The sequence below is a fragment of the Kosakonia sp. PSU_27 genome (genome assembly GCF_039409795.1).
Lineage (GTDB): Bacteria > Pseudomonadota > Gammaproteobacteria > Enterobacterales > Enterobacteriaceae > Kosakonia.
In genome coordinates this window covers 347,965-361,409 of the sequence record NZ_JBCIVK010000005.1, presented here as the reverse complement: position 1 = coordinate 361,409, position 13,445 = coordinate 347,965, and the positions used below count along the sequence as shown (strand labels likewise).

At 46.7% G+C, this 13,445-nt stretch carries 9 protein-coding genes, 1 tRNA gene and 4 pseudogenes; 10 read left to right on the top strand and 4 right to left on the bottom strand.

Annotated features, from left to right (window positions below; genetic code table 11):
• Positions 1-27 precede the first annotated feature (27 nt).
• The 3 genes and pseudogenes from AAIG26_RS14680 to AAIG26_RS14670 form a co-directional block, all read left to right on the top strand.
• Positions 28-762, top strand: coding sequence for a hypothetical protein (locus AAIG26_RS14680; RefSeq protein ID WP_343180844.1), 735 nt, complete (start codon positions 28-30; stop codon positions 760-762).
• Between the two features lie 23 nt (positions 763-785).
• Positions 786-2,549 (top strand): type VI secretion system baseplate subunit TssF, encoded by a 1,764-nt coding sequence (tssF, locus tag AAIG26_RS14675; protein WP_343180843.1) that lies wholly within the window; start codon positions 786-788, stop codon positions 2,547-2,549.
• Positions 2,504-2,773: pseudogene (locus AAIG26_RS14670) on the top strand (type VI secretion system baseplate subunit TssG); the annotation flags it as partial. The gene tssF and the pseudogene AAIG26_RS14670, both read left to right, overlap by 46 nt.
• Before the next feature lie 347 nt (positions 2,774-3,120).
• Here AAIG26_RS14670 and AAIG26_RS14665 read toward each other — a convergent pair.
• Complete coding sequence (locus AAIG26_RS14665; protein WP_343180842.1) at positions 3,121-3,603, bottom strand: Mov34/MPN/PAD-1 family protein; 483 nt, start codon at positions 3,601-3,603, stop codon at positions 3,121-3,123.
• Positions 3,590-5,224 (bottom strand): ThiF family adenylyltransferase, encoded by a 1,635-nt coding sequence (locus AAIG26_RS14660; RefSeq protein WP_343180841.1) that lies wholly within the window; start codon positions 5,222-5,224, stop codon positions 3,590-3,592. The genes AAIG26_RS14665 and AAIG26_RS14660 overlap by 14 nt, the downstream gene beginning before the upstream one ends.
• 35 nt (positions 5,225-5,259) lie before the next feature.
• On the opposite strand from AAIG26_RS14660, the pseudogene AAIG26_RS14655 reads away from it, so the two are divergent.
• The 7 genes and pseudogenes from AAIG26_RS14655 to AAIG26_RS14625 all read left to right on the top strand — a co-directional run bounded on the left by AAIG26_RS14655 (position 5,260) and on the right by AAIG26_RS14625 (position 11,948).
• Positions 5,260-6,398 (top strand): annotated as a pseudogene (locus AAIG26_RS14655) (IS3 family transposase).
• A 276-nt stretch (positions 6,399-6,674) separates the two neighbouring features.
• Positions 6,675-7,053: pseudogene (locus AAIG26_RS14650) on the top strand (phage tail protein); the annotation flags it as partial.
• Positions 7,054-7,257, top strand: a pseudogene (locus AAIG26_RS14645) (tyrosine-type recombinase/integrase); the annotation flags it as partial.
• 40 nt (positions 7,258-7,297) lie between these two features.
• Entirely contained in the window at positions 7,298-8,776 is a 1,479-nt protein-coding gene (locus tag AAIG26_RS14640) for an AAA family ATPase (RefSeq protein WP_343180840.1), read from the top strand.
• Between the two features lie 5 nt (positions 8,777-8,781).
• Positions 8,782-9,669, top strand: a complete 888-nt coding sequence (locus tag AAIG26_RS14635; RefSeq protein WP_343180839.1) for an HNH endonuclease — start codon at positions 8,782-8,784, stop codon at positions 9,667-9,669.
• Positions 9,670-9,966: 297 nt separating this feature from the next.
• On the top strand, positions 9,967-10,539 hold the full coding sequence (locus tag AAIG26_RS14630) for a hypothetical protein (RefSeq protein ID WP_343180838.1): 573 nt from the start codon (positions 9,967-9,969) through the stop codon (positions 10,537-10,539).
• A gap of 5 nt (positions 10,540-10,544) precedes the next feature.
• Entirely contained in the window at positions 10,545-11,948 is a 1,404-nt protein-coding gene (locus AAIG26_RS14625; RefSeq protein WP_343180837.1) for a hypothetical protein, read from the top strand.
• A 312-nt stretch (positions 11,949-12,260) separates the two neighbouring features.
• Here AAIG26_RS14625 and AAIG26_RS14620 read toward each other — a convergent pair.
• Together AAIG26_RS14620 and AAIG26_RS14615 are read right to left on the bottom strand one after the other, a co-directional pair.
• Positions 12,261-12,336 (bottom strand) — tRNA-Phe (locus tag AAIG26_RS14620).
• A 105-nt stretch (positions 12,337-12,441) separates the two neighbouring features.
• Positions 12,442-13,158, bottom strand: a complete 717-nt coding sequence (locus AAIG26_RS14615) for a DUF554 domain-containing protein (protein ID WP_343180836.1) — start codon at positions 13,156-13,158, stop codon at positions 12,442-12,444.
• Between the last annotated feature and the right edge of the window lie 287 nt (positions 13,159-13,445).

Below are 13,445 nucleotides of genomic sequence, written 5' to 3'. Positions count from 1 at the left end.
TTAATGATTTTAGGAATATAAATATTCATGAAAATAACTAAATCTTCAGCATGCATTGTCATGGTGCTGTTACTGTCCGGGTGTACTGCAATTTTGTGGGGTGGAAATAAAGTCTCAGGTAGTCATCTGGTGAATGTTATGAAAATGCAGGATGATGTCACCGATATTTTTCAATACGAAAATATTTCCGCTTCTGTTGTTCAGGATAAGACCAATATACCTCTGATTATTCCTTCGAAAGGTATTGCATTTTTAGGTGAGAAAAATGTCTATATTCTGACAAGGGGGGCTGACGAGTTACTGTCTTTAAACAAATTAACAGACAAAATCCCACTGATTGCAGGTAAAGAAGAAAATACGCTCAAGCTTCAGTTGGCTCGTCCTGTAAAAGGGGATGCTGTCTTTCGCTTTAAGGATTCGTTACGTGTCTGGGTTAATAAAAGTGCAGGTGAGCTTTCAGAAAACGATATAGGAGTCATTAGGCATTCAGGCTTCCAGAGCACGAAAGGGGGATACTGGAAAGACGTCAATATTGAGGGCATGGTTCTTCCAAGGAAAAGTCTCAATTATACATTTACCAATACCGAGTCACTGGAGCGAAAGTATAAAGTTGAATTTTACATGATCGATAATGAAACTGATTTTTATCCGAAGAATCTTGCTACCAACATTGTGCTCACACCTGTGGCACTTGCTGCAGATATCGTATTTTTCCCTGTCTCCCTCACGTTTCTACGCCTAATCATCGGGCAACAACACTAGGGCTAACTCCTGCTGGAACGCATATGAAAGATCAGACCCTGCGCTATTTCGATGCAGAAATGCGCTACCTGCGTGAAGCCGCGAAAGAGTTTGCGCAAACCCATCCCGATCGTGCAGCGATGCTCGACCTGGATAAAGCTGGCACACCCGATCCCTATGTCGAGCGCCTGTTCGAAGGCTTTGCTTTTTCGATGGGACGGCTGCGGGAGAAGATTGACGACGACCTGCCGGAACTGACCGAAGGGCTGGTCAGTATGCTCTGGCCGCATTACCTGCGGACTATTCCGTCACTCTCGGTGGTAGCGTTCACGCCTGCGCTTCAGGCCGTTAAAATGGCAGAAGTGATTCCCGCAGGTCTGGAAGTGTACTCCCGCCCGGTGGGACCGAAAAACACGGTCTGCCGTTACCGCACAACCCGCGATGTGATGCTCAACCCGCTGAATATCTCTGGGGTGACCATGACCACTGAGCCGGACGGGCGCTCGTTGCTGCGGATGCGTTTTGCCTGCAGCACCCAGGCGGACTGGTCCCATGCGAACCTTAGTCACCTGAGTCTCTATCTCGGCGCGGATGCGCCCGTCAGCAGCCAACTGCACCTGATGCTGACCAAACGGCAGGCTGTGCTGTATATGCGCCTGCCCGGGCAGACTGACCGCATTCGCCTCGACGGGTACTTCTCACCGGGAGGATTTGCCGAAGAGGACGGGCTGTGGCCGAAGGGCGATACCGCGTTCAGCGGCTACCAGCTGTTGCTGGAATATTTCACCTTCCGCGACAAGTTTATGTTCGTCCACCTCAACGGCCTGGACGGCATTAAGCCGCCACCAGGGGTCGAGTATTTTGATATTGAAGTGGTGTTCAGTACGCCATGGCCGTCTGACCTGCCGGTCACCGATGACGCGGTTCGTCTGCACTGTGTACCGGTGATTAACCTGTTTACGCTGGAGGCTGACCCTCTCACCATCACCGGGCTTGAAAGCGAATATCTGCTGCGTCCTAAACGACTGCAGGACGGAAATACCGAGATTTATTCGGTTGATTCGGTCACTGGCTCAAACCGGACCAATGACGCAGAGTATGTGCCGTTCAGCAGCTTCAGGCACAAGGGCGGGATGATGCGCCGTCATGCACCACCCCGTTACTACCACACCCGCGTGAAGCGCAGCGTGACTGGTCTGTATGACACCTGGCTTATCCTTGGGGGACACCAGTGGGAAGATGACCGCCTGTTTGAGCGCGAAGCCGTGTCGCTGCAAATCACCGGCACCAATGGCCAGCTGCCGCGCCGTGCGCTACAGAGCACGCTGCTTGATCGCTGTGAGCAGATGGTCAGTACACAACTTTCAGTACGCAACCTCTGCAAACCAACGCTGCCAGTCTATCCGCCTTCCGAAGACCGTTTCCACTGGCGGGTTCTGAGCCACCTGGGATCCGGGTTTCTGAATATGATGAGCACTGCCGAAGTGCTGCGCGGGACGCTGGCACTCTATAACTGGCAGGACGATGAGCTGAACACCCGGCGTCTGGAGGCGATTCAGCATGTGGAGCACCACCGCCTGCAACGTTTTGAGCAGGGCTACCTGCTGCGGGGGCTGGATATCGAAGTGACCCTCGACAGCAACGGCTTCACCGGCGAGGGCGATATTCACCTGTTCGGTGAAATGCTCAACCGGTTCTTTGCTCTGTATGCCGATATGAACCAGTTTAACCAGCTCACCCTCATTGTTCAGCCAGAAGGAAAATGCATCCGGTGGAAAGAGAATCACAGTCCGCGTCTGCCCGGCTGATAGCGCAACTGGGGGACCGGCTGCCATATATCAACTTTTACCGCTTCTGCCAGTTGCTGGAGCAGAGCCAGCCGGACAAACCCGTTACGGGCAGTACCTGGCAGGTACGTCATGAACCGGTACGTTTTCGGCCACACTCGGGGATGGGCTTTCCGGCATCTGAAATCAAAGGGATTGAACAGCCTGCGCATTCGCATCTGCCGCCGACTGTGCGCATCACCTTTAACGCCTCGTGGTGATGAAATACATCGGGGAGACAAATAATGAGCACCGCCAGTTTACCTCCTGCCAAACGATGGTAGCGAGACCGGAGGGGCAGAAAATCACTAAGGGGCAATGCTAAGACAGGATGGAAGAGTTGGGTTGTGGCGTCTGGGTTCAGCACGACCAGAAATCTACGGGAACCCTGAAAAACAAAAACCCGCCTTTTGGGCGGGTTCTTTAAATTAGTGGTGCCCGGACTCGGAATCGAACCAAGGACACGGGGATTTTCAAAACTCGTGTCAAATTTATGGTTCGATGTGGCTGCTTTTATCAGCCAAGGAAGCTCCGTGATTCTGGATAGAGCAAGTCAACCCGCATGTTCATTGGCGAGTATTAAGCATTTGCCTTTCTCATAATAACCCCACCAGTCAAGTTGCTGACCAATGATAACTACGATAGATGGTCTGTCGTAGGGTAACCCTTTTCTCCAGCTTGAAAGATCGATGCCAGACGGCGTTGAATTTGGTTCAGGGTGTGTGTGCCATTCGCCTATATAGGTAAGGAAGCCGCCAGACGTTAACCAGTGTTGGTCAACTTGATGTTGATGGTGCTGTTTTTTACGAGTAAAGCCAAAGCGAGTTGCAACATCAGCAGGGCCTGGTTCTGTGATATGAGTGATGATTATATGAGGTGGGCGAACTTCTCCGATTAGAACCCCACCTTGTTCGCACTGATTCTTATGCAATTGGCGATATTTATTTAAAGCTCTCAGAGCAGCGGTTTCAACAATAACCAATCCTCCGCTCTGATTTCTTAGGACCAGCTCGGAATTGAGATCAGGAGCAAACACTACAACCTCCATGTTTGGCTAGCTTTCGTCGTTTATGATGTACAACTTTACCTGTTGAATGCTGAGCGTAAGTCCATGGTAGTTTTTCATTGAGAGTATTCAAAACAGCTTCCTGAATCAGTGCTGCTGTGATTGTACTCACACTTGCGTCATAAGGCGTAAAAACGCTGCCACAAGAGTTACGATAGGGTGAGGGGGGCTTGTTGGATTCGCTGAGTACCGTAAGCTGTTGAGTACAGCCATAACAGGCCTTCCCATCATCGATCATCACAACAGATGCCATACCATAGGCGTCGTTATACCCTTGAATGAGAAAAGGTGGACGTCGAGGCGAGCTGCGCATTAAATGGCTAAGCATTTTACCTGTGGGTGCATGTCCTGTTGCATCAATTACAATATCATAGCCATGAATCTTTTCTTCTTTCATTTCCATACGATATGGCAGTGCATGGATGTTCAGACGACCTAAGGCGTCTCGTTTTAGATATTCACTCAAAGCTTCCGATTTATTCCAGCCTATATAAGTTGCTGGTAGAGCATTCCTGCTAAGATTACCTGGCGATAAGAAATCTCCATCGCAGAGGGTTAGTTTGCCTATGCTTCCTCGTCCGGCACCAACTTTAGTCAGTAGTTGGGCAGCAAAGCCCCCGATTGTTCCACAGCCGATTATTAGGATTTTCTTATTCTCAAGATCTAGAGGGACAACGCGGTTTCTTTGTTGTATTTCTTGTCTGCTTATTGAACGAACACTCAGGCGCAGTATTGCACTTGTTGCGTGTTTTGCTCTTAACATCGGGAGGACTGAACGAAGCTTTTGCCCATTCTTTTTTCCACCAGGCTTGGTTTTTCTTTGGGCGTGGTGTTGCAAGACAGTACGTGCACTTGACTGAAAGTTGATCTCAAAACCAATTATTCCCTCATTAGCGATATCCAGTAAAGCGATCTGTTTGTCTTTAGTTAAATTTTTGAGTATTCCTCTCGCGAGGGAATCATGGGCAGCAAGGTCAGCAGATTTAAGCCAATCAAAAACTTCGCTAAGTGATTCTGGAGGCCATCTGACAGGAGCTAAATCGTTATGAGCTACTCTGACAATTGTCACATTGCTGTCTTTTTCCAGAGTTAATTCTTGGTTTCGTAGCCTGTACCAATCGTCCCTTTGCTGGGAGTCAGTGAATATAACTATTTCCTTGCTAGCTTGTCCTCCACTTGAGGTTACAGCTTGCAGGGATCTGTAGGAGAAATCTTCACTTGAAAGTACACCTGCATTCCCATAGATATAGGCATCAATAAGCCCATCCCAATAATTTACAAATTCCCCCTGAAATTCCATTTGTCGCAGATCTCCAGCAGAGACAGCATTATTCAGGGCTTGCCGTATAAGGTGATCTAGCATCTCAATTACTGCTGGGGGATACTGTGGATTCCAGTCAGCGGTGTCTTGATTTACAAGACATAATCTCTGAAAACTACTGATGTGTGGAAGGGCTATACTAATAAACTTTTCTGGCCTCCTGAGAATATAAACTTCCGGAAGGTGACTAAAATCTTCATCTGGATCTATGACGGCAACAGTAAAGTTACTCTCTTTGGTCTGGTAGATTTTGGTGAATAGTGGACACACGACTAAGTGAGTAAACTCTCAACTAGAGGTGACTCATGACAAAACCAGCATCAGCGAATAAGAAGCCCGCAAACAGCACACACCCGAGTTCCGTTAGGAAGCCCTGAAACTCGCCGAACGCATCGGCGTAGCCGCCGCTGCCCGTGAACTCAGCCTGTATGAATCACAACTTTACGCCTGGCGTAAGAAGCAACAGCAGACCCTGTCCGGCTCTGAGCGGGAGCAGCAGCAATCGGTTGAAATTGCCCGCCTTAAACGTCTGCTGGCTGAACGGGACGAGGAACTGGCCATTCTCCAAAAGGCCGCGACATACTTCGCGAAGCGCCTGAAATGAAGGATGTCTTCATCGAAAATCATCGGGCAGAGTTCAGCATAAAAGCGATGTGTCGTGTGCTGTGCGTGGCCTGCAGCGGCTAGTATGCCTGGTGCCAGCGCCGCCATCAACTGAATCATCGGCAGCAGTTCCGTCAGGTCTGTGATGCGGCAGTCAGTAAAGCCTTCAGAGAAGTAAAACAGCGTTATGGTGCGCCCCGTCTTGCAGATGAGTTGCCGGAATATAACGTTAAAACTATCGCAGCGAGCCTGCGCCGTCAGGGGCTCCGGGCAAAAGCAGCCCGGAAATTCAGCCCGGTCAGCTACCGTGGACATGGTCTGCCGGTGTCTGAGAACCTGCTGAGACAGGATTTTTATGCCAGCGGTCCGAACCAGAAGTGGGCAGGCGACATCACGTATCTTCGCACTGATGAAGGCTGGCTGTATCTGGCGGTGGTGATTAAGACGGTTATCGGCTGGTCAATGTCATCACGAATGACCGCACAGCTTGCCTGTAATGCGCTGCAAATGGCGCTGTGGCGGCGTAAACGACCCGAAAATGTCATCGTTCACACCGACCGTGGTGGGCAGTACTGTTCAGCGGATTATCAGGTCCTACTGAAGCGACATAATCTGCACGGGAGCATGAGCGCTAAGGGCTGTTGTTACGACAATGCCTGTTCGGAAAGCTTCTTCCACTCACTGAAAGTGGAATGTATCCATGGTGAGCGCTTTACCAGCCGGGAGGCGATGGCGAACGACGGTGTTCAATTATATCGAGTGCGATTACAATCGGTGGCGTCGTCACATTGCCTGTGGCGGACTCAGCCCGGAACAATTTGAAAACAAGAATCTCGCTTAGCACCGTGTCCACATTACGCGGGTAGGATCATAGTTACGCAGGCAGCGGAGCCAGGTAAATCCGGTGACCCGCTCCCGTTGATTAATGCATTGTGATTTGGGGCAAACAGTAAGCACGGCAGGGATCCTATTTTCACTCCTGCCTTCAATGACTGGTAGTGTGTGAAAGTTGACTGGAGGAGTGCTCATGACCGATTTTATTGAGAACCGTGAACAAGGCCGGTGATCCTTACCGGAATTGTGAGGAGTTGAGCGCCGCACGCTGCCGCATCAGTCGATGCAGTATTCAAAGGATTACCGCTGGGCATCAAACGACCGCATCGGCAAACCACCGGCTTATCAGTTTCTCGGGGAGGGGGAAACCTCGCGCACGCTTTCGGGAGTGCTTTATCCTGAAATCACCGGCGGTCGTCTGTCACTCACGACCATTGAGCTGATGGCTGATTAGGGGCGCGCGTGGCCGTTGATTGACGGAATGCATGATCCACGGCATGTATATCATCGATAAAGTGACCCACACGCACAGTGAGTTATTCAGCGACGGCGCGACCAGAAAAATTGAGTTTAGCCTGTCACTGAAACAGGTCGATGAATCGCTCGCGTCGATTTATGGCGATCTGCAAACGCAGGCTGACAATCTGGTCACGTCTGCCGGTATACAGTTAGTCGAAGGGCAGAAGACACATGTATTGCGTCATACTTTTGCAAGTCACTTTATGATGAATGGGAGGAATATTCTGGTGCTACAGCGAATTTTGGGCCATGCAAATATACGTGAAACAATGCGATATGCTCATTTTGCACCTGACCATCTTGAAGCAGCCGTGGAGCTTAATCCATTAGCAATGGTGTATAAATAGAGAGTATGTAAATTCTACTTCTTGACATAAAGGGAAATGTATGAAATTCAAAGTTGGAAATCCTACTCGAAGTGCTGAAGGATATTTTTGCCTTACTCCAAATACAGGGTGGAATGATTTTTCATTCGTGACAACATTTTATCTTCACTTCTGCACTCCCACAGGCATTAGTGAAATCGGAGAAGTCAAGATCGGGTTTAAGAAACAAGAGGTAGGGCAACGTACTGTAAAATATTTACCAGCGGAGTTTGACTATCTTCCAGATGATTTTTTCTCTTTAGGGCAATCTCCGGAGTATTATCAGAGTCTGGATGCTTTAAATGATAATGTGAAAGTTAATGTCTTATCTTCTTTACGTGACATTGTTTATGATGAGAATATATTTGAAGAGTCAATTTCTGAAACGGTCCTTATTGATTCGCTGACTCGATATGTAAGTGTGTCAACAATAAAAGGGCAGTTTAAAGATATAATATCAACTGGAGTAGCACTTAAAAAATTTGGTTTTACTCTTAATTTAGATGAAGGTAGTGAAATCGATTTCTCTGTTGTTCCAAATTCAAAGCCTCCCAGTAATATACATGTTGTAATCGGACGTAACGGTGTTGGTAAAAGTCATTTATTGAGAAGGATTGTGAACCATATCGATAAAGCTGATGGTATTGTCACAAAACCCAATGGAGATGATATTCATGCATATGACTTTGGACAGTTGCTGTATTTTTCGTTAAGTGTATTTGATAAGCCATTTGAACATGTAGAATTTAATGACTCCAAAATACGGAGAGACAGAACCAAGAAAAAATATATCGGGCTTTATGATACTGAAACACTAAAACCAAAGGACATTGATGAAGATCTTGCAAGAGAATTTGCTGATTCATTAAATGGGTGTTTGCTAGGTTCTGAGGTCAGAAAACAATCATGGCTCAAGGTTATGGAACATCTTCAATTAGATGTGAACTTTAGAGAATTAAGTTTGAGTGAACTAGCGGAACTTGAAAATGAACATACTCTAATAGAACAGGCGACTTCTTTATTTAAGACGTTAAGTTCTGGGCATGCTGCGGTATTATACTATTTGACTCATGTGGTGGAGTTGGTTGAAAATAAAACAATATGTCTATTTGATGAGCCTGAAAATCATTTACATCCTCCTTTGCTATCTGCATTTATACGGACGCTATCAACATTATTAACGGAAAATAATGGGATGGCTATAATGGCGACACACTCCCCTGTTGTTCTTCAGGAGATACCAAGATTATGTACTTGGAAGTTACATCATATTAATGATGGTAAAATTAATGTACGTCGCCCGAATATCGAAACATTTGGTGAAAGCGTTGGTGAAATTACTGCTGAAGTTTTCAGCCTTGATTTGCGTAAAACAGGGTTTTACGCACTCCTTGAAAAGGATTCATTAGAGTCAAAAAGTGTTGAACGGGTTCTCTCTATGTATGAGAACCAAGTAGGACTGGAAGGCAGGGCTGTTATTTACGCGACAATTAAAGGATAAGATAAATGGAATATACCTTTGATGATGTGTATAAATTATGTGTGTCGGGAAAACGAAAAAGAGAGTTGACAAAAGATGAGGTTGCAATTAATTCATATTTAAGGGCTTGTCACCGTAGCTTTCAAATTCATGCAGCTTATGGGATTTATTATTTATATAAAGATGAATCGGTTAGTAAAGGTATTGATAAAAAAGATTTAATAAATCTTTATGAGGATAAGCTTGTTGGGAAGAAACGTGCAGGCCGATATTTCTATGAGCTTTTATTAAATAGAACTTATGAAAATAAATGTCAAATTTGTTTCCATGGAGATGCTGAGACGCTTGATCATTACTTGCCAAAAGAATTATATCCATCGCTTTCAATTTCACACTATAATCTTTATCCGGCATGCTATATCTGTAATGGCAAGAAAAGTCAGTGGGATCCATTAGCTCCAGAACAGCAACTCATCCATCCATTTTTCGATAACTTTTATCAGGGTACGTGGTTGCATGCTGAGTTTGAAGAGAGAAATAAGCGGATTGTTTTTATGCCAAGTGATTTAAGATTTCATCAAGGGACATGTGAGTTTGAAAGGCTCAGATTGCATCTTGAGAAGCATGAAATAATAAAAACTTATGAAGAGTTGGCAATGAGGAAAATACAAGACATCGTCCGTGCATCAATTCGTTACAAGTTATCTTTACGAAAAGTTATTTCCAGTGAGATAGATATACTTAATGATAATTTCAATAAACAAAAAGAATCAAACTCACTCTATACTTTTGAGCATTGGAAGTACGTTACTTGTAAGGCACTATTGCAATCTGAGTTCTTTTTGACTAATGGGAAAAAATTATTCGGCTCACAAAACGCGTACAGCGTACCTGTTCACCGATTCCTGGGATAGGTTTATGGGTGTCCACATTCTGCCCACGCAGCACGTTTTTGACCGCATTTCACTGCACCAGTGATACATATAACCAACTGTTTATAATGAAAAATGTATGTTTATCAATGTTGTCAGGTAAAAGCGTGTCTACTATTGCTGGATAAGATCAGGGGAGGAGTCGCTAAACTGTTATGTAATTCGCTGCTCGTGTGCTTTGCGGTATGTCAATGGGTAATGAGAAAAAGAGCAATTCGAGATTTTTTAGATGATTTGAGTTTGGAAACTATTTTAATTAAAAATTAAATATTGGAGTTTATGATGTTCTCGAGTAAGCAAGTGATTGTTGTTTATCCAGAGGTTTATGAGGGATTAGCTATTGCATTGCAGCATGAAATATCGAAGGTGGATGGGTTTGATAGTGCGGCTTGGACTCTTGAACTCTATAGGCAAAATATGCCGACCCTCTCCGGACGAAGCAATGTGATATTTATTGGGGATCCCGATGAAAATCGGTACTCTAAGATGTATCTATCGCAGATATCCAATATTGTCAATATCAATGGTGCCTGTTTCGGGAGCGATGGAAGTAAGGCTGTAGTATTCGGGGAGGGTAAGCTGGAGCAAAAAAGAGGTTTTGAAGCGTATAAGAATGATGTGGGATATGGGCTAGCCGCTTCGGGAGCAATTGGAGCGGCAGTCAGTGGGGCTTTTCTCGTTGCTGTTCCCTTTATTCCCTTAGGGGGCGCTTTAGGTTTTATCGGATATAAGGTATTCAAGTTTTTTAAGAGCAAGAGCGAAGTAAAAGAATTGCGTTATGAGCAAACAAAACTCGCCATTTATAATTTTGTTCTAACGGAGCTGGATACCTGGGTCGGAAAAGAAGGGTGATCACAATGACAGACTTTGCCGATGCATTTTACAGGGCCAGTAAGGATTTTTCAGGGGTTATGGGCTCTTTGGAGTCGGCAGACTTCGTCAATGATGTTCAAGTCGTTATTGATGTGGCGCTTGAGGCTCTGATGAAGGAAGCAGACCGTCGTACTAATGTTGGTGTTGATTACGTTAAAGGTCATATTGCTGAAGTATGGCATGCGGAAACACTAAAGGTGTCAGCCGTAGCGAAAGGCAATGATGATATATGGGCCAACGTAGTTGGAAACAATAAGACAGGGCAAGATATTAATTATGGTAATTCAGAAACAGCCTCTTTTGCAGAACTAAAATACTATAAAACGGCTGAGGATAGTGCCAGACAACTGGGCAATCCGGACTATGCAAATAGTCAGAAAATAGTACCGACAGATCAGCTTGAAGGTGTAATCGCTGGTTCGCAAAAGCAAGCTACTCGGAACCAAGACATTCGTCCTGAGGTTGCGGCTGCATATCAAGACACAGCAGATACCGTAAGTGATCGTATTGAAGTGGATGGAATTACGTCTAGGCCTCTAAGCGAGAATGATGCCAAAAGTATAGCATCAGACTTCAAGCGCGATGGTGAAATAGATCCCGACACTTACGGGCTCAATACAGAGAGCTTCATTGAGTGGTCAGATATCTTTAGAGAGTCAGGAAGTGCTGCTCTTAATGCGGCTGCTTTCTCTGTGGCCATGACTGCGGCACCCCACGTATATCGCATCGTTGCCCAGTACATGCAGTCCGGTCAATTGGATGTAAGGCTAATTCGTCAAGGGGCTGGTAAGGTTCTTTCTAGTTCTTCTGGAGCTGGATTACGAGGTGGTCTCGCGGCAGTGATCACTGGCTCATGCAAAGCGGGGTTGATGGGGCAGTCTCTTAAGGGAATCTCACCTACTGCAGTTGGTATAGCTACAGCCATGGCACTCAACTCGATTGAAAACTCTTGGCGATATGCTCAAGGGCAGATCACCGGCAAAGAACTGGCCTTCAACTCATCAAGAGATGCTGTGGCACTTATGACGGGCAGTGTAGGGGCGCTACTCGGGCAGATGATTATTCCTGTGCCGGTATTAGGGGCTTTGCTAGGAAACTTGGTTGGTTCAACCCTTGGCGCGATTGGTGTCAGCTACGCTAACAACAAGGTGCTGGGAATTTGTGTTGAATCGGGCTGGACTTTCTGGGGACTGGTCGATCAGTCATATGATGTTCCTGAGGAGGTACTCAGGGAATCCGGCTTTGATCTTTTTGCACGTCAGGTCTTCAGGCCTGAGCAGCTCAATATAACCCGCTTTAATACGCAATCTTACCAAGCGACTGGCTTTGGTTTTACTGTGCTTAGAAGAGGTGTCATTTCTTTTAATACTGTAGGGTATCAGCAATAAAGCGTTTATCGTTCTATTTGTAGTGTCATTAAGGATGTTACGGGTTCTCCTTGTCTGACCGGACAGAGACCGGACGCAGCTTTGCTGTTATAAAGCCATCAGGAATGTAAACATGATGGAGATAGTGTCTATTACTGTTTGAATGCCAGCATATAGCGCTACAGTGACCGGAGGGTAAAGCACTTTGCCAGGAGGAAATGTTCAGACAGGGCTTAACAGGTAAAGTAGCGTTGTCTGGTTCCAGAACGACCAGAAATCTACCGGAACGCTAAAAAGCAAAAACCCGCCTTTTGGGCGGGTTCTTTAAATTAGTGGTGCCCGGACTCGGAATCGAACCAAGGACACGGGGATTTTCAATCCCCTGCTCTACCGACTGAGCTATCCGGGCAACGGGGCGCATTAAACCTGATTCGCCGCGCTCCGTCAACGAAATTTCTTCAATTCGTTGCGGACTGCACAATCTATCACCACTTTGTGCATAATGCACGTTCGCTCAGGCAAAAAATGCTGTCCACAGGGCAGAAATCGGCATCGCGATCACCAGCGCGGGCAGCATATTCGCCACGGCAAACATCTTAATGCCGCAGATGCGCAACCCGGTCGCCAGCAGCAGAATGCCGCCTACGGCGGTGAAATCGCCCATCATTGCGGGCGTGGTCAGCGGCAGGATCAGCGTTGCGCAGGTGGCGAGGGTAAGCTGGATAATCAGCATCGGCACGGAAATCATCGCGACAGCAAAACCGAGTGAAGTAGCGAAAATCACGGCGGTAAAGAAATCGAGAAAAGCTTTGGCGATAAGAATACTTGGATCGCCGGTCATCCCTTCACGCATGGCGCCAAAAATCCCGGTGCCGCTGGCACAGAACAGAATAATGATTGCCACCAGGCTCTGAATAAACGACTCGTGAGCACTGTTGGCATCACCATCTTTGCGTTTTTGCAGCAGGTTACGTAGCGCGTTAACACCACCGCTGATACCGCGCTCGACGTAACAAAGCTCGCCAATCAGCGTACCGACAAGCGTGGCGAGCACCATCACCGGCAAATTCACGCATTTGATCACCAGCAAAATACCGATACCCAGCGATGCAAGGCCGAAAATCGAAGGCATGGAGGAACGGATACGCTCGGGCAGGCGGTGGCTGAGCAACGCGCCAAGGGTGCCGCCAATTAATACCGCAGCGGCGTTAATAAAAGGACCGGTAAGCACGAGTCACTCCTGTGTTTCACATAACTGAATAATATGCCGCGTAGAATAGCATTTTTATGCGCGACCACGCCTGGCCTGGTTGCGCCTCTTTAGGAAAGGTGACATGATTGCGCGAATTTTATTCCGCCTTACGGGAGCCGCCAGATGACGCACATGACTGCTGTTTGTCACGCATTTTGCACCTGCATGCCTTCTCGCACCCGTATCATTTTCCCCCATATTTCACTCACCATGCGGTGAGGTTAACGCACGCTCACTGTAGGACAACAGTAAGATCAGAAGCTGTC

Coding starts and splice junctions, on each gene's coding strand:
- tssF (WP_343180843.1), top strand. CDS start 786: ATGAAAGATCAGACCCTGCGCTATTTCGATGCAGAAATGCGCTACCTG.
- AAIG26_RS14635 (WP_343180839.1), top strand. CDS start 8,782: ATGGAATATACCTTTGATGATGTGTATAAATTATGTGTGTCGGGAAAA.
- AAIG26_RS14630 (WP_343180838.1), top strand. CDS start 9,967: ATGATGTTCTCGAGTAAGCAAGTGATTGTTGTTTATCCAGAGGTTTAT.
- AAIG26_RS14625 (WP_343180837.1), top strand. CDS start 10,545: ATGACAGACTTTGCCGATGCATTTTACAGGGCCAGTAAGGATTTTTCA.
- AAIG26_RS14640 (WP_343180840.1), top strand. CDS start 7,298: ATGAAATTCAAAGTTGGAAATCCTACTCGAAGTGCTGAAGGATATTTT.
- AAIG26_RS14680 (WP_343180844.1), top strand. CDS start 28: ATGAAAATAACTAAATCTTCAGCATGCATTGTCATGGTGCTGTTACTG.